This window comes from Nocardia pneumoniae NBRC 100136 (genome assembly GCF_000308755.1).
GTDB lineage: Bacteria > Actinomycetota > Actinomycetes > Mycobacteriales > Mycobacteriaceae > Nocardia > Nocardia pneumoniae.
Genome location: NZ_BAGF01000002.1, coordinates 232429 through 249339 on the forward strand (window position 1 = coordinate 232429; position 16911 = coordinate 249339).

Genomic DNA, 16911 nt, shown 5'->3' on the forward strand with positions numbered 1-16911 from the left:
CCTCCGGTGGAAGTGTGGGAGTTGGCGCTGGTCACCCGTGGGCCGAGCTTTTGGTTGTGCCCCGGTCGGGATGAGGGACCGGCCGGGGTCACCAACCTGATGAAGGTTTGGCTACCGAAGTTGCCGACAGTCACGTTAGCCAGCGGATTGCGTTATGTCACTCATGGTGACGGATTCGTTATCTCCCGAAACTCGCCGTCAATCGGGGTGTGCGTCCAGATTTTCATGGTCATGAGGGGTGATGTGGCGACCGACTTCCGAATTGCCCCGTACGGCGTGTGTGATTGCTAGATCATTGCCATCTAATGCGGCGCGGTTGATCGCCGAAGAAGACACTCGGCATGTTGTGATCTGGATCACATACGCCGCCGCGAATCGGCCGTACCGGGCGGGCATGTCCTTTGTCGGTGGTCGCCGGTAACCTCTGGCCGTGGCTCTGTACCGGAAGTACCGACCGGCAACGTTCGCTGAGGTGGTGGGTCAGGAGCACGTCACCGACCCGCTGAGCATCGCGCTCGACACCGGGCGGATCAGTCATGCCTACCTGTTCTCCGGTCCACGCGGCTGCGGCAAGACCTCCTCGGCGCGCATTCTCGCCAGATCGCTGAACTGCGTACAGGGCCCCACCTCGACGCCGTGCGGTGTCTGTCCGTCGTGCGTGGCGCTCGGCCCTGGCGGTCCGGGCAATCTGGACGTGATCGAACTCGACGCCGCGAGCCACGGCGGTGTCGACGACACCCGTGAGCTGCGTGATCGCGCCTTCTACGCGCCGGCCGAGTCCAGGTACCGGGTGTTCATCGTCGACGAGGCGCACATGGTCACCACGGCGGGCTTCAACGCGCTGCTGAAGATCGTCGAGGAACCACCGGCGCATCTGATCTTCATCTTCGCGACCACCGAGCCGGACAAGGTCCTGCCGACGATCCGCTCACGCACGCACCACTATCCGTTCCGCCTGCTGCCGCCCGCCACCATGCGCGGCCTGCTCGGCCGGATCTGCGAGCAGGAGCAGGTGCCGGTCGAAGAAGCGGTGTATCCCTTGGTGATCCGCGCGGGTGGCGGTTCCCCGCGCGACAGCCTGAGCGTGCTCGATCAACTGCTCGCGGGCGCGGGCCCCGAGGGGGTCACGTACGCCAGGGCCGTCGCACTGCTCGGCGTCACCGACGTCGCGCTCATCGATGACGCCGTCGAGGCGCTGGCCGCCGACGACGGGGCCGCGCTGTTCGGCACGGTGGACCGGGTGATGGAGGCGGGTCACGACCCGCGCCGTTTCGCCGTCGACCTGCTCGATCGTTTCCGCGACCTCATCCTGCTGCGCGCGGTGCCCGACGCCACCGACCGCGGCCTGGTGACCGGCCCCGGTGACGTGCTGGACCGGATGCGCGATCAAGCCGAGCGCCTCGGCCCGGCCACCCTGACCCGTTACGCCGAACTGCTGCACGAAGGGCTCGGCGAGATGCGTGGCGCCACGGCGCCGCGACTGCTGCTCGAGGTGGTCTGCGCGCGCATGCTGCTGCCCTCGGTGTCCGATGCGGAATCCGCCACGCTGCAGCGCCTGGAACGACTGGAGCGGGGGTTGGCCAGCGGCTCCTTCGGTGCGGCAGCTGCCGCGTCCTCGGCGCCGCCCGCCCCCTCGTCCCAGCCCGCGGGTGCGTCACCGTCGGAACCGCCGCGGCGCCGGGGTGCGGAGGCGCTGGCCGCGATGCGCCGGGAGAGCCGTGGAGGCGGTCGCTCCGATACTGGTTCGGCGCCCAGCTCGCTGGGGGCAACGCAAGCCGGTGATGTGCCGTCCGCTGGTGATCCGGAGCTGACCGGCGGTGCCGGGGATGCGGTGCCCGCGGGAGGCGCCGCCGCTGCCGGAGGCGCCGATCGCTCGGCTCCGGCAGGGGCTGAACCAGCGGCAGGTTCGGCTTCTGGCGCAGCCGGTTCCGCCGCCGCTGGACGCTCTGACGACGTAGGCGCTGGTCGACCGTCGCCCGCCGGTGGCGCGGAACCCTCCGAGGTCGGTGGATCGTCCAGCCGTCCGGAATCCGGAGCGTCGGGTGTCGAAGGAGGGGCCGACCGGATCGCATCGGCTGCCGAACAGTCCCCGCCTGCGGCGTCCGGTCAAGTGTCGGCCATTCCGTCCGCGTCCGGGTCGCACCCGGCCGCGGAGCCGGATCTCTCGAGCGATCCACACGCGACGGCGGGCGATCCGGGCGTTTCCGCGTCCGCCGTATCCGGTGGCGGGTCGGGATCCGCGCATGGCGCGCCTGCGCACGGTGCGACCGAACCCGGTGCTCCACAGCAGATTTCCCGTGCCGACGGGCCTGGTTCAGCTGCACCTGTGGACTCGGCTTTCGCCCGCGGCGCCGAGACGGTCGACCCGGGTGCTGGGCCAGATTCACGAACGGTCGATCCGGCTGGTGCACAGAGATCCGGCGGTGGGGAAGCGGCCGGTGCCTCCGGTGGCGGCGGCATCGACGGAGGTGGTGCACGGGAGCCGCGCGCCCCCGAGGCTCAAATATCGCCCGCGAGCCCGGTGTCGCAAGGGGTGGCGCAACCGGCGTCCGCCGCCGCGGGCGGCGACTTGCTGCGCGAGGTGGAGGCTTCCTGGGCGGAGATCCGCACCAAGGTGCGGGAGTTCGGCGCGGCCGTGCAGGCGATGCTCGCGGGTGCGTCGGTGTCCCGGGTCGAGGGCGATGTCATCGTGTTGGCGCATCAGCACGCGCCGCTGGCGCAGCGGTTGTCCGATCCGCGGAATCTCCAGGCGGTCCGGTCGGCGGTGCGCGCGGTGCTCGGGCGCGACCTCGAGGTGCGCTGGGAGGCGGGCGGCGCGCCGCCGCGACCCGCCGCGCCCCGGTCCGGCGGATCGGCGAACCGCGCGCGCACGTCGGGCAACCAGGCGGCGGGACGTGAATCCGGCAACGCGCCCGGACGCGCGTCGGACGCGGCGGCGGCGCCGCGGTTTTCGCGACCTAGCCAGTCCAGGAACGCGAGCGCGGACAAGTCTCCCGATGCGGGCCGTTCGCGCTCGGGCGGCGCGAACCCGCGCCCACCTGTCGTGGACGACGACATCCCGCCGCCCGACTACCCCGACCTACCCGACGATCCCGGCCCGGCGGACTATCCGCCATACGACCAGGAGCCGACCGGGCACAGCGCTGTGACCAGCAGGGGCTGGGACAACGACGGGGTCGTCCCCGCCTCCACGCCGGAGGAGGAGCAGGAGATGATGGCCGCCGCGGCCGATCCGGTCGCACCCGGCGACCGGCGCGACCCCGACGAAGTCGCCCTGGAATTGCTGAAGAGTGAGCTGGGTGCCACACGGTTGGATGGTTGACAACCACCGTTCCGACGACGTTAAGTTAACCGGAGTTCGCACACCACGGTAGTATGAACGGGTAGCCGTGAGCTTCGGAACGACGACGTTCTATGGTATGCCCAGGCGTACGGGCGACCGGAACGTGCGTCCGCTGTTGCGTACCTGGTTTTGTACAGCGTTAGGAACGGTCGGCCACAGGGCCGGTCGGCGAGGTCAGCCGCAGCCACGCCGCACCCGCGGTGTCGCCGCACACCAGCGTTCGGACGGACGAAGGTCCGGCCGCCGCACCTTAAGGAAGGAAAACTCCGATATGACCACAGAGGCCTACATTTACGAGGCCATCCGCACTCCGCGCGGCCGCGGCAAGAAGAACGGCTCGCTGCACTCGGTCAAGCCGATCGACTTGACTGTTGGTCTGATCCAGGAGCTGCGCGGCCGCTTCCCGAACCTCGACGAGGACCGGATCTCCGACCTGATCCTCGGCGTGGTCATGCCCGTCGGCGACCAGGGCGCCGACATCGCCCGCACCGCGGTCACCGCGGCCGCTCTGCCCGACACCGTCGGCGGCGTGCAGATCAACCGCTTCTGCGCCTCCGGTCTCGAAGCGGTCAACATGGCCGCCCAGAAGGTCCGCTCCGGGTTCGACGACCTGGTTCTGGCCGGTGGCGTCGAGTCCATGTCGCGCGTGCCGATGGGCTCCGACGGCGGCCCCTGGGCGATGGACCCCGCCACCAACTACGACACCTACTTCGTCCCGCAGGGCGTGTCCGCCGACCTGATCGCCACCATCGAGGGCTTCACCCGCGATGACGTGGACGCCTACGCGGTGCGCTCGCAGGAGCTGGCCGCCAAGGCCACCACCGGCGGCTACTTCGCCAAGTCGATCGTCCCGGTCAAGGACCAGAACGGCCTCGTCGTGCTGGACCGCGACGAGCACATGCGTCCCGGCACCACCGCCGAGGACCTGGCCAAGCTGCAGCCCTCGTTCGCCGTGATCGGTGAGATGGGCGGCTTCGACGCGGTGGCGCTGCAGAAGTTCCACTTCGTCGAGAAGATCAACCACGTGCACCACGGCGGCAACAGCTCCGGCATCGTCGACGGCGCCGCGCTCGTGCTGGTCGGTTCCGAAGAGGCGGGCAAGGCCTCCGGCCTGACCCCGCGTGCGCGCATCGTCGCGACCGCCACCAGTGGCGCCGACTCCACCATCATGCTCACCGGTCCGACCCCTGCCGCGAAGAAGGCCCTGGCCAAGGCGGGTCTGACCCTCGACGACATCGACCTGGTCGAGATCAACGAGGCGTTCGCCTCCGTGGTGCTGAAGTTCCAGAAGGACCTGAACATCCCGGACGAGAAGCTGAACGTCAACGGCGGCGCCATCGCCATGGGCCACCCGCTCGGCGCGACCGGCGCGATGATCACCGGCACCATGGTCGACGAGCTGGAGCGCCGCAACGGCCGGTACGCCCTGATCACCCTGTGCATCGGCGGCGGCATGGGCGTGGCCACCATCATCGAGCGGGTCTGATTCCCAACCGACAGCTGATTCAACACGCGGCGTGAGCGTCAGGCCCGGAGGAGGCAGCTTGCGTAACCACGCAGGGCCCGCGAACGCCGCAAATCAAACAGGAGACACAGAGCTGTGAGCGAAACCAACATGATCGGTTGGGAGCAGGATTCGGACGGCATCGTCGTGCTGACGATGGACGACCCGAACCAGGGCGCCAACACGATGAACGAGCTGTACAAGAAGTCGATGACCGCGACGGTCGATCGGCTGGAGGCGGAGAAGGACAACATCACCGGTGTCGTCCTGACCTCCGCGAAGAAGACCTTCTTCGCCGGCGGCGACCTGAAGAACATGATGAAGGTCGGCCCGGACGACGCCCAGGCCCTGATGGACGAGCTCGGCGAGATCAAGGGCGCGCTGCGTCGCCTGGAGCAGCTGGGCAAGCCGGTCGTCGCGGCCATCAACGGCGCCGCGCTGGGCGGCGGCCTGGAGATCGCGCTGGCCACCCACCACCGCATCGCGGCGGACGTGCCCGGTTCGCAGATCGGTCTGCCGGAGGCCACCCTCGGCCTGCTGCCCGCCGGCGGCGGCGTCATCCGCACCGTGCGCATGCTCGGCCTGCAGAACGCCCTGATGCAGGTGCTGCTGCAGGGCCAGCGCAACAAGCCGGCCAAGGCCAAGGAGATCGGCCTGATCGACGAGCTCGTCGGTTCGGTCGAGGAGCTGATCCCGGCCGCCAAGGCGTGGATCAAGGCCAACCCCGAGGGCGGCGTGCAGCCCTGGGACAAGAAGGGCTTCAAGATCCCCGGCGGCACCCCGTCCTCGCCCGCTTTCGCGGCGAACCTGCCCGCGTTCCCGGCCAACCTGCGCAAGCAGATCAAGGGTGCGAACATGCCCGCGCCGCGCGCCATCATGGCGGCCGCGGTGGAGGGCTCGCAGGTCGACATCGACAACGCGTCGCTGATCGAGTCCCGCTACTTCGTGCACCTGCTCACCGGCCCGGTCGCGAAGAACATGATCCAGGCGTTCTTCTTCGACCTGCAGACGATCAACAACGGCGGTTCGCGTCCGAAGGACGTGCCGAAGAAGGAGATCAAGAAGGTCGGCGTGCTCGGCGCGGGCATGATGGGCGCTGGCATCGCCTACGTCTCCGCCAAGGCCGGTTACGAGGTCGTGCTGAAGGACGTCTCGATCGAGGCGGCCGAGCGCGGCAAGAACTACTCCGAGAAGATCGAGGCCAAGGCCCTCTCCCGTGGCAAGACCACGGAGGAGAAGTCCAAGGCGCTGCTGGACCGGATCAAGCCGACCGCGGACGCGGCCGACTTCGCCGGTGTCGACTTCGTCATCGAGGCCGTCTTCGAGAACACCGAGCTGAAGCACAAGGTGTTCCAGGAGATCGAGGACATCGTCACCCCCGACGCGCTGCTCGGCTCGAACACCTCCACCCTGCCGATCACCGGTCTCGCGACCGGCGTGAAGCGCCAGGAGGACTTCATCGGCATCCACTTCTTCTCGCCGGTCGACAAGATGCCGCTGGTGGAGATCATCAAGGGTGAGAAGACCTCGGACGAGGCGCTGGCCCGGGTGTTCGACTACACCCTCGCGATCAAGAAGACCCCGATCGTGGTCAACGACAGCCGCGGCTTCTTCACCTCGCGCGTGATCGGCACCTTCGTCAACGAGGCGATCGCCATGCTCAAGGAGGGCATCGAGCCCGCGACCATCGAGCAGGCGGGTCTGCAGGCGGGCTACCCGGCCGCGCCGTTGCAGCTGTCGGACGAGCTGAACATGAAGCTCATGCAGAAGATCGCCAAGGAGACCCAGGAGGCCGCCGCGGCCGGCGACACCACCATGGGCGCCAAGCGGCACCCGGCGCAGGACGTCATCGACTACATGGTGGCCGAGGGTCGTCCGGGCCGCCTGGAGAAGGCGGGCTTCTACGAGTACGACGAGAACGGCAAGCGCACCGGTCTGTGGCCGGGCCTGCGCGAGCACTTCAAGACCACGGCGGACTTCACCGTCCCGCTGCAGGATCTGATCGACCGCATGCTGTTCGCGGAGGCGATCGAGACCCAGAAGTGTTTCGACGAGGGCGTGCTGACCTCGACCGCCGACGCCAACATCGGCTCGATCTTCGGCATCGGCTTCCCGGCCTGGACCGGTGGTGTGCACCAGTTCATCGTCGGTTACCCGGGCGGCCAGGAGGCCTTCGTGGCCCGCGCCGACTACCTCGCCAAGACCTACGGCGAGCGCTTCGAGGTTCCGGCCTCGCTGCGTAAGTAGTCCGCGCACCGAACGAACGACGAAGCCCGCCATCGCTTTCCGCGATGGCGGGCTTTCGTTCGTGCGGATAAGTTACACACCGTGCCCGGACGTAGTCACCGCATCCTGATCACCAGTTGTGCTCTCGCGCTCGCGGCGGCGCCGATCGCCGCCGCCGACCCGGCGGCGGGTCCGTCGGTGCGGCTGCTCGGCGAACAGACGGTCGCGCACGATCTGGACTTCGACGGAACCACGGTGGGCGGGCTGTCCGGGATCGACTATGACGAACGCACCGGCGAATACGTGCTGATCAGCGACGACCGGTCGAACAAGAACCCAGCGCGGTACTACACCGCGCGCATCGAGGTCGGTGCGCACGGGGTCGGTCCGGTGACGTTCACCGGCACGCGTCCGCTGTCGACCCCGACGGGCGGAACCTACCCGCCGAATTCGGTGGACCCCGAGGAGATCCGGGTCGATCCGTGGACCGGCGACTACTACTGGACGCAGGAGGGCGAACGGCTCGACACCGTCCTCTCGGACCCGTCGGTGCGCATCGCGCACCCCGACGGCTCATATGCGGGCGAGTTGCCGATCCCGGACAACGAACGGATGCGCCCCGGCTCCGGCCCCAGGCAGAACCAAGCGCTGGAGGGCGCGACCTTCGCGGCAGGCGGCACCTTGTTCCTGACCTCGACGGAGGGGCCGCTGCTGCAGGACGGGCCGATGGCGACCACGACCAGTGGCGCGACCGCCCGGATAACGGTCCAGGCACGTTCCGGGCAGCTGCTCGGCCAGTTCGCGTATGCGATGGAGCCGGTGCACGCCGAGTCACGGCCCGAACCAGGGCGCGGCGGGACCGGGATCGCCTCGATCCTGGCCGCAGATCCGCTGGATCCGACGAAACTTCTTGTGCTGGAACGTTCCTTCGTCCCGGGCGCGGGCAACAAGATCCGTGTCTACGAGGCCGACCTCGCCGTCGCGACCGATATCCTCGACGCTCCGATCGGTGCCGCGCGTCCGGCGGCCAAGCGGCTGGTCGTCGACCTCGACGACGTCGGGCTTTCCGCCGTCGACAATGTCGAGGGAATGACCTGGGGTCCGCGTCTGCCTTCGGGGGCGCGAACCCTGGTGCTGGTCAGCGACAATAATTTCGACGGTGGTCAGGTCACCCAGGTCATCGCCTTGGCCGTCGGCTAGTGGTGGGTCGCGCCGGTCGGCCGTGACCGGCACGTGGCGCACGTAGCCCACCGGCCGATCAGCTCGCTGCCCTGTTTGCCCGGCGTGACCGGTTCGGCGAGCTTCTGGTCGCAGCCGCTCGGCGGGGTTGTCCTCGGGTATTGACACGGGCTCGCCCATTCACAATTGTTCCTTCAATCAAAGTACGGCGGCCACGCTGAACTGCTCGCCGGATTTCCAGCAGGCACCCGATTGGCCGACTTCTTCTTGGGTATCCGTTTGCGGGGCCGGACGTAGCCCGGGCCGCCAGCAAGGCGACATCTGAGAAGGTGAGCGCCGGATCTGGTGCGGGCTGGCTAATCGTCGGCGTTTTCCAGAACACCAAGCGCCAGAACGCGAACCTGCGGCCGACCACAGAACAGTGCGAAACGCCCGGACCGGCGACACGCTCCATCCGAGTGCTAAACACCTCCCGCGTGGTCTCCCGCCGCGCTACGTTGGAATAAGCGCAGACATATCGGACACCGCGGTGTCCGGCTTCGGCGCGAAGTTGGCCGCCGGTGACGCCGATTCGATGTGGGATCGAGGTGATCACATGAATCCACAGACGCGTCCGGCCCGCGCGGGCTCGGAATCGTCTGCGGCCGAATCGAATACGCAGCGTCAGGCGCCCATCGACATCGGTGACGAGCTGGAGGCGATGGGCCTGTCCGGCGCGGTGGAGATCGGTCGTGGCGGGTTCGGGGTGGTCTATCGCTGCATCCAGACCGCGCTGGACCGGGTGGTCGCGGTGAAGGTGCTCTCCTCGGAGATCGACCAGGAGAGCCGCGAGCGCTTCCTTCGGGAAGAACAAGCCATGGGCAGGCTGTCCGGTCATCCGAACATCGTCGACATCCTCCAGGTGGACGTCACCGCCACCGGTATGCCGCTGATCGTCATGCCGTACTGCACGCGCGGGTCGCTGGAACGGCTCATCCGCGATCACGGCCCGTTGACCTGGGCGGACTCGCTGCGCGCCGGGGTGAAACTGGCGGGTGCGATCGAGAGCGCGCATCGGGCGCACATCCTGCACCGGGACGTGAAACCGGCCAACGTCCTGCTCAGCGGCTACGGCGAACCGCAGCTGACCGATTTCGGCATCGCCCGCATCCCGGGCGGATTCCGTACCTCGAGCAGCATGATCACCGGCTCGCCCGCGTTCACCGCGCCCGAAGTGCTCAAGGGCGACGAGCCCACCGTCCGCTCCGACATCTACGGCCTCGGCTCGACGTTGTTCGCGCTGCTCACCGGGCACGCGGCCTTCGAGCGGCAGGCGGGCGAGCGGGTGGTCGCCCAGTTCCTGCGGATCACCACGCAGCCCGTCCCCGATCTGCGCGAACAGGACATTCCGCCGGACCTGGCCGCGGTCATCGAACACGCCATGTCCCCGGATCCGCGCGACCGCCCGGTCAGCGCGTACGAATTCGGCGAAATGCTGCGCACGGTGCAGCGCGACCACGATCAGCTGCCCGACGAGATGGCGCTGCTGGACACCACGCCCGAACCTCAGCCCACCACCGCCACGGACGTGGGCAAGCCCACGGTGGCGTGGACCGGCACCCATCCCGCGGTCACCGCGCGGCGCAGCTGGCCGCTGACGCTGCGACCGGCCGTCTCGCAGCACCCCGGCATGCCAGGGGCGATCACGATGCCGCCAACGGCGGTAACCAAATTCCGTCCGCCGACACCTACCCGCGCCCCGATTCCGCGGCCGCGTCTGCTCGACATCCTGCGTGCGGGCGGGCGGCGCAGGCTGGCGGTGATCCACGGTCCCGCGGGATTCGGCAAGAGCACGCTGGCCGCGCAGTGGCGCGCCGAACTCGCCGAGACCGACGCCGCGGTCGCCTGGATCGGCATCGACCGCGACGACGACAACGAGATCTGGTTTCTGGCTCACCTGATCCAGGCGATCCGCCGCGTGCGCCCGGATGTCGGCACTGGCCTGGAGCAGGTGCTCGAGGAACGGCCCGCCGACGCGGCCGCGTTCGTGATCCCCACGCTCATCGACGAGATCCACGCCGCGGGCCAGACGATCGTGGTGATCGTCGAGGACTGGCATCGGATCACCGACGCGGGCGCGCATCGTGCGATGGAGGCGCTGCTGGACAACGGTTGTCACCATCTGCGTTTCGTGGTGACCAGCCGGGAGCAGTCCGGTCTGCCGACCGGCCGCATGCGCGTGCACGACGAACTGATCGAGATCGGGTCGGCCGCGCTGCGCCTGACCGAGACCGAGACCAGGCAGATCCTGGTCGAGCGCAACGGGTTCGAGCTCACGCCCGAGCAGGTCACCGAGATCCACACGGCCACCGACGGCTGGCCGGCCGCCATCCAGCTGGTCGGCCTGTCGCTGCGCGGCAACACCGATCCCGCACAGCTCATCGCGACGCTGTCCGAGGGTGACCACGGCATCCGCGAGTACCTCGCCGAGAACGTGCTGGACACACTGGAACCGAGGATGCTCGAGTTCCTGATGTCGATCGCGGTGACCGAGCGGGTGAGCGGCTCGCTCGCCGCGGCGCTGTCCGGCGAGGCGGACGCCGACCAGCTGCTCGAACAGGCCGAACAGCGCGAGCTGTTCCTGCGGCGCATCGAGCACGATCTGGACTGGTTCCGGATGCAGCCGCTGTTCGCCGAGCATTTGCGGGCTCGGCTCGAACGCGTCCACCCCGGGAAGTCGAAGGCATTGCATCGCAAGGCTTCCCGCTGGTACGCCGAGCACCAGCTGCTGCGCAAGTCGGTCGACCACGCGCTGGCCGCGACCGATCTGAAGATGGCGCTGGACCTGCTGGAGAGCGGCGGCATGGACCTGATCGACGGTTCCCGCCTGGCCACGCTACTGGGCAGCGTGTCGAAACTGCCGATGCAGCAGGTGGCGTCGCGCTCGAAACTGCTGATGGCGTTGGCCAGGGCGAATGTCAACATGCAGCAGTCCGGCGCGGCACGCAACGCGCTGGGCCGGCTGTCGAACATCCTGGCTCGCGGATCGTCCAGCGACGACGACGTGCGCGTGCAGCGCTGCCAGGCCGTGGTGCTCGCCGCGGCGGACCAGATCGCGCGCGACCACACCGAAGGCGTGCTGGACCGGGTCGCCGACTGCATGCAACACCCAGACGAACTGCCGCCGTGGACGGTCTCCACCGCGGCGAACCTCACCACCTTCGTACGGCTGTGCGAGTTCGATTTCGAGGGCGCCAGGAAGGTCCAGGAATGGGCCGAGGAATACCACGAGCGTTCGAAGGATCCGCTCGGCAAGGTCTTCGGCCTGTGCGGCCAGGGCGCCGCCGCCTACGAGCAACTCGACGTCGCGACCGCCACCAGGTGCTTCCAGCAGGCGTGGGAGGCCGCGCGGGCACGTTCGGGCCCGCGCTCGCACGCGGTGCGCGTCGCCGCCGCGCTGCTCGGCGAATTGAGTTACCGCCGCGGCGATCTCGGCAGCGCCGACCCGCTGCTGGACGAGAGTCACGAGCTGGTCACCCGGGTCGGCCCGGTGGACTTCCTGATCTCGACGTTCGTCGTCGGCGCACGGGTCAAGGCGGTCCGGGGCGACCTGTACACCGCCGCGACCCGGCTGGACGAGGGCGCCCGCATCGCGGCCGACAATCGCCTCGCCAGGCTCAGCGCGCACATCCGCGCCGAACGGCTGCGGCTCGGGCTGCCGCCGGACGCCGCGGACCGGCGCTACACCGATATCGCCGAGTCCACGCCGCTGCAGGCGGGCCACCGGCTGACCGGCGCCGCCCTGCTCGCCGCCGAGGCCGAGGAACTGGCCGCGATCCGCGCGCTGCTCGCCGAACACCGCCTCGGCTCCGACGACCGGGCGGTGCGCCGCGCCCGCGCACTGTACGATCACACGCTCGAAAAGCACCGTCCCCGTGCGCAACTGGATGCCGCGCTGCTGCTGGCGGAATGCCTGGCCACCTCAGGGTGGGTCGGCGAGGCCACCAACCTGCTGCTGCCCGCCGTCGCCACCTGCGCCGACCTGGGCTGGACCAGGCCGCTACTGGACGCGGGCCCCGGAGTGGTCGGCATCCTGCGCGTGTTGCGCACCGATCTGCCCCCGTCCGGACAGGTCGCGGACACCGAACTGCCCGCCCGGTTCCTGGACGAACTCCTGGACGAGGCGGGCAGCCAGGCATTGTGAAACGCGCCGGACTACGGCTGCCACCACGGGCGCAGCGGCACGGTCCAGTCGCCGTCGGGGGGCAATTTGACGCCGAGCACTTGGTGCAGCTGAACCACGTTGCGCTGGAAGCCGAGCCGACAGCCCGCCATGTACAAGCCCCACACCTTCGCGGTGCCCTCGCCGACTTCCGCGACGCAGGCGTCCCAGTTGGCGACCAGGTTCTTGCACCATTCGTGCAGGGTCAGCGCGTAGTGCTCGCGCAAGTTCTCCTCGTGCAGCACTTCGAGTCCGATGTTCTGGATCTCGGAGATGATCCGGCCGGAACCGATCAGCTCGCCGTCCGGGAACACGTAGCGGTCGATGAAATCGCCCGCCTTGGTGGTGCGGGTGTTGTCCGGGCGGGTGATGCAGTGGTTCAGGAACAGGCCGCCGTCGCGCAGCTTGCTCTTGATGTAGTCGAAGTAGAACGGGTAGTTGTGCACGCCGATGTGCTCGGTGAGACCGATCGAGGACACCGCGTCGAAGTCGCCCTCCGGCACGTCGCGGTAGTCGGAGTGGCGCACCTCGGCCAGGTCGGTCAAGCCGTCCTCGGCGATCTTCTTCTGCGCCCAGTCCGCCTGCTCGGCCGACAGCGTCGCGCCGATGACCTTGACGCCGCGCTTGGCGGCGTACCGCACCATGCCGCCCCATCCGCAGCCGATGTCGAGCAGCCGGTCGCCTTCCTTCAAACGCAGCTTGTCGAACACCAGGCGGTATTTGTTCTCCTGCGCCTGCTCCAGCGACCAGTTCTCGTCGCCGTAGACCGCGCAGGTGTAGGTCATGGACGGGCCGAGCACATACTCGTAGAAGGTGTTCGAGACGTCGTAGTGGTGGTGGATGGCGTCGGCGTCCCTGGCCTTGGAGTGCCGCAGACCTTCGAAGGCGATGCGGCGCCAGCGCGGCAGGGTCTCCTGCGGCGGCGGGGCGACCGGCTTGAGCCGCTCCCAGCCGAGCGAGCGCGCGATGGTCACCAGGGCCAGCGCGGACGGACGGCGGAACTTCAGCCCGTCCATCGCCTTCAGGATTTCGTACGGATCGCCGGGGTGTACGCCGCTGGCGGTCATGTCGCCTGCGATGTAGGCGCGGGCCATCCCTAGGTCGCCGGGCGCGGTCGCCAGATAGTTGATGCCGCGCGGCGTCCTGATGTCCAGCGCGAATTCCGAATTCTCCGGTCCGGCCGCGCTGCCGTCGTAGGCCGTCAGGCGGATCGGCACGTCGCCCTCGACGAGGGTCTCGAAGATCTCGGCAATGCTGAGCTTGGTTCCGAGGTCTGCGAAGACATCGGAACGGTCCCGGAATGTCGTCATTTGCGTTGCACCGCCTTCGAATACAAATCCAGCAAGCGCTGGTCTGGGTCGTAGCGTTTCTTCAGTTCGGTGTAGGTGCTTCCGCCGTAGAGCGCGGCGAACTCATCTTGGTCGTAGTAGGAATCCGAGTACAGCGACTTATGTCCGTCGAACTCGGTCACCGTGCGCTCGATGGCGCGGTTGGCCGCTCCTTCTTGCTGTCCAGGGACGGTGGGAACGGCCGACCAGAATCCGACGTTCACATAGGTTCGATTCGGCTCCAGGGGATATAGCGGCCACGTGCGATCGCCCGGGCGGCCTTCGTCTCCGGTCGCGCGCAATCGCAGCGGGCACAGCCAGATGGGCTCGATCGGAATCTCCCGCAGGAACCAGTCCACGAAGTCGGCGGTGCGCTCCACCGGAACCTCGATGTCCTGCACCACCCGCTCGCGCGGCGGATTGCCCTTGCGGGCCTCCAGCTTGTCGCCGATGTGGTACTTGTGGTCCAGCGCGATCAGCTTCCAGTAGAAGCTGCTGCGCCGGTAGCGTTTCGGCCAGAACCGGCGGATCCTGGGATTCTGCGCGCCGAACGCGCGTGAGCACCAGAACCAGTCGGTGTCCCAGCGCCACAGATAGTCGTGGATGGTGAGGCGGTCGCGTTTGGGCGCGCTCCCGTCGTGCTGGATGGACCGGTAGTAGATGTCCATGCCGGTGTAGTCGCTGGTCGGGCCCGGCTCGTCGGTCTGACGGCCCAGCGTCAGGTAGCTCTCCTCGGCGGAGAACACGACGCCGTCGAGATAGTCGACCCGCTCGCCGGAGAAGGTCCGCTCCGTCACGATCGTCGCGAGGGTCGCCTCGAGTTCGCGCAGATCGCGAAAGCGCACGTGCCGCAGGGCGACGTAGGGCTGCACCTGCTCCAGCTCGATCTTCAGGCGGACGGTGTATCCCAGCGTGCCGTAGGAATTCGGGAAGCCGCGGAACAGGTCGGCGTGCGCGTTGTCCGGCGTCGCGGTGATGATCTCACCCGCTCCGGTCAGCACGTCCATCTCCAGCACCGACTCGTGCGGCAAACCGCTGCGGAACGACGTGGACTCGATGCCGAGCCCGGTGACCGCGCCGCCCAGCGTGATCGTCTTGAGCTGCGGAACGACCAGCGGCGCCAGCCCGTACGGCAGGGTGGCGGCGACCAGTTCCTCGTAGGTGGTCATGCCAGCGACATCGGCGGTCTTTGCGACCGGATCCACCGCGATGACCTTGGTCAGGCCGGAGACGTCCAGACCGGGCGCGGTGTTCTTGGCCCTGGCGCGGAATAGGTTCGAAGTTTTCTTGGCCAACCGGACGTTGGCGTGTTCGGGTATCGCGCGGTAACTCGCCAAGAGGCGGTCCACGCCCGCTCGATGCGCGGCAAATCCTGATTCGCGTGTGGCCGGTGCGTGTCCGGCCTTCCCCAACAGACTCACTGCCACCCCTCGACGCTAGTACGCACCGTGACCTCCAGCCACTGAGAAATGATCGATCCGGGAGAAAAGTCACGCGAATGTTGCATCGGGAATACCACGCGTTCGACGTGACAGGCGCGCGCCAGGGGGAATGTCCGATTCAATGTCGCGGATACCGCGGTGCGGCGAGGCTGGACGGCGAACCCGCGCGGACGCGAGGCAGGATAGGGAACGGTCGAGACACAGCACCCGGACAAGGAGCTCATTGTGGGACAGGTCAGCGCCAGCAGTTCGATCGTCGTCGCCGCGGATCCGCAGCGCGCACTCGAGGCAATCGCCGACTACGACACGGTGCGTCCGCGCATTCTCTCCTCGCATTACCGCGACTACAAGGTGGTCGAAGGCGGCAAGGGAGCGGGCACCGTCGCGGAGTGGACGCTGCAGGCCACCGAGAAGCGCACGCGCAATGTGCACGCGGTCGTCTCGGTATCGGATTCCATTGTCACCGAGCGTGATTCGAATTCCACGATGGTGAACACCTGGACCGTCACCCCGGAGGGCTCCGGCGCGCGGGTCACGCTGCGCACCACCTGGAAGGGCGCGGGCGGCATCGCGGGCATCTTCGAGGGGATCTTCGCGCCGCTGGGCCTGAAGAAGATCCAGGCCGAGGTGCTGGGGAATCTCCAGCGCGAACTGGCCTGATCGGCTGACCACGACAACGGCCCGGTACCGCGTTCGGCGCCGGGCCGTTGCCGGTTCTCCATCGATCTACTCGCCGCCGATGTCGAAGAGATTGCCTTCCGGGTCGGCCAGTGTCGTCCACTTCGTGCCGTACATGTCGAAATCGCCTCTGTGCTCGGCGCCGAGTTCGATCGCGCGCCGCACGTGCTCATGCCGGTCGGGCGCGTGCAGGTCGAGGTGGATGACGTTCTTGCCCGGGTTCTTGTCGGGCACTCCGACGAACATCAGTACCGGCGTTGCGCCCGCCGTCCGGCCCACGGTGGCGAACGCGGCGCTGGCTTCGGGGTCGACCGGCTGGTCCAGCAGTCGCGCCCAGAATTCGGCGAGCGCACCGGCGTCCGCGCAATCGATGGTCACGTGGGCGATCGAGAGTGCCATGGATATCTCCTCGTTCACGGCTGGGCGATCGGCCAGCACACTTCGGTTCGGTAGGTGGTGGGGTCGTCGGCTTCGTCCGGGCCCCACAGGTACATCTCCCGGATGGGCTCCGGCAGCGCGATGTCGTGCTCGGCGACATGACTGCCCAGCGCGCCGTAGGTGCGATCGAAATCATCGAACGGACCGTCGTGCACCGCGACGGCGAAACGGCGCTCGGGCAATTCGACGGCCGAAAGCCCTTGCGGCAGCGCGATGCCGAAATCGGCGATCGGGACGAACGCGACCACCTCGCCCTCGTCTTCTTCGAAGAACTCGGTGCCATACGTGGCGCCGCTGATACCCGCGGGCGCGATGTCGGCCGCGGCCAGTGCTTCGTACAGCGCCGGGAACGTCGAGCCGCACCATTCGCCGATGCGGTCGCGCCCCACCACCGCGCTGATGGCGGCGGCCGGGAAGGCCGGGACCGTGCGATGCTCCACCGCGATCGGCGTCGCGGGCGTCAGCAGCGAACGCAAGGACGCCACGACCGCGCGGGTGCGGGTCAGTTCCTCCTCCATGCGCGTCAGGTGTGCGCGCAGCGTGGCGTCGCGGGCGTTCTCGTCCGGCGCGGC

Annotated in this window: 10 protein-coding genes; 6 read left to right on the plus strand and 4 right to left on the minus strand. The window is 68.3% G+C overall.

All coding sequences use genetic code 11. From position 1 onward, the window contains the following. Nucleotides 1–430: 430 nt before the first annotated feature. From ON34_RS01080 to ON34_RS01100, 5 genes are all read left to right on the plus strand, one after another. Nucleotides 431–3322 (plus strand): DNA polymerase III subunit gamma and tau, encoded by a 2892-nt coding sequence (locus ON34_RS01080; protein ID WP_040772858.1) that lies wholly within the window; start codon nt 431–433, stop codon nt 3320–3322. 292 nt (nt 3323–3614) lie between these two features. Further along, nucleotides 3615–4829: an acetyl-CoA C-acetyltransferase gene (locus ON34_RS01085; protein WP_040772860.1), complete on the plus strand. Its 1215-nt coding sequence runs from the start codon at nt 3615–3617 to the stop codon at nt 4827–4829. Between the two features lie 114 nt (nt 4830–4943). Beyond that, nucleotides 4944–7094 (plus strand): 3-hydroxyacyl-CoA dehydrogenase NAD-binding domain-containing protein, encoded by a 2151-nt coding sequence (locus ON34_RS01090; RefSeq protein WP_040772863.1) that lies wholly within the window; start codon nt 4944–4946, stop codon nt 7092–7094. 81 nt (nt 7095–7175) lie between these two features. Next, on the plus strand, nt 7176–8273 hold the full coding sequence (locus ON34_RS01095; protein ID WP_040772865.1) for an esterase-like activity of phytase family protein: 1098 nt from the start codon (nt 7176–7178) through the stop codon (nt 8271–8273). Nucleotides 8274–8847: 574 nt separating this feature from the next. Next, nucleotides 8848–12435: a serine/threonine-protein kinase gene (locus ON34_RS01100; protein ID WP_040772965.1), complete on the plus strand. Its 3588-nt coding sequence runs from the start codon at nt 8848–8850 to the stop codon at nt 12433–12435. A gap of 11 nt (nt 12436–12446) precedes the next feature. Here the strand turns inward: ON34_RS01100 and ON34_RS01105 are convergent, their stop codons facing one another. Further along, complete coding sequence (locus ON34_RS01105; RefSeq protein WP_040772868.1) at nt 12447–13763, minus strand: class I SAM-dependent methyltransferase; 1317 nt, start codon at nt 13761–13763, stop codon at nt 12447–12449. Beyond that, a complete protein-coding gene (locus tag ON34_RS01110; protein ID WP_051021998.1) occupies nt 13760–15202 on the minus strand; it encodes an FAD-binding oxidoreductase in 1443 nt (480 codons plus the stop codon). Before ON34_RS01110 ends, ON34_RS01105 begins: the two co-directional genes overlap by 4 nt. Before the next feature lie 246 nt (nt 15203–15448). Between ON34_RS01110 and ON34_RS01115 the strand changes: the two genes are divergently transcribed. Continuing rightward, nucleotides 15449–15883, plus strand: a complete 435-nt coding sequence (locus ON34_RS01115; protein WP_040772869.1) for an SRPBCC family protein — start codon at nt 15449–15451, stop codon at nt 15881–15883. 66 nt (nt 15884–15949) lie between these two features. Here the strand turns inward: ON34_RS01115 and ON34_RS01120 are convergent, their stop codons facing one another. Continuing rightward, nucleotides 15950–16300, minus strand: coding sequence for a VOC family protein (locus tag ON34_RS01120; RefSeq protein WP_040772969.1), 351 nt, complete (start codon nt 16298–16300; stop codon nt 15950–15952). 14 nt (nt 16301–16314) lie between these two features. Further along, a partial coding sequence (locus tag ON34_RS01125) for a GyrI-like domain-containing protein (RefSeq protein WP_040772870.1) occupies nt 16315–16911 on the minus strand: 597 nt, incomplete at its 5' end.

Excerpts from the sequence above, each read along its gene's own strand:
- ON34_RS01120 (WP_040772969.1), bottom strand. The coding sequence starts at position 16,300 with ATGGCACTCTCGATCGCCCACGTGACCATCGATTGCGCGGACGCCGGT.
- ON34_RS01085 (WP_040772860.1), top strand. The coding sequence starts at position 3,615 with ATGACCACAGAGGCCTACATTTACGAGGCCATCCGCACTCCGCGCGGC.
- ON34_RS01100 (WP_040772965.1), top strand. The coding sequence starts at position 8,848 with ATGAATCCACAGACGCGTCCGGCCCGCGCGGGCTCGGAATCGTCTGCG.
- ON34_RS01105 (WP_040772868.1), bottom strand. The coding sequence starts at position 13,763 with ATGACGACATTCCGGGACCGTTCCGATGTCTTCGCAGACCTCGGAACC.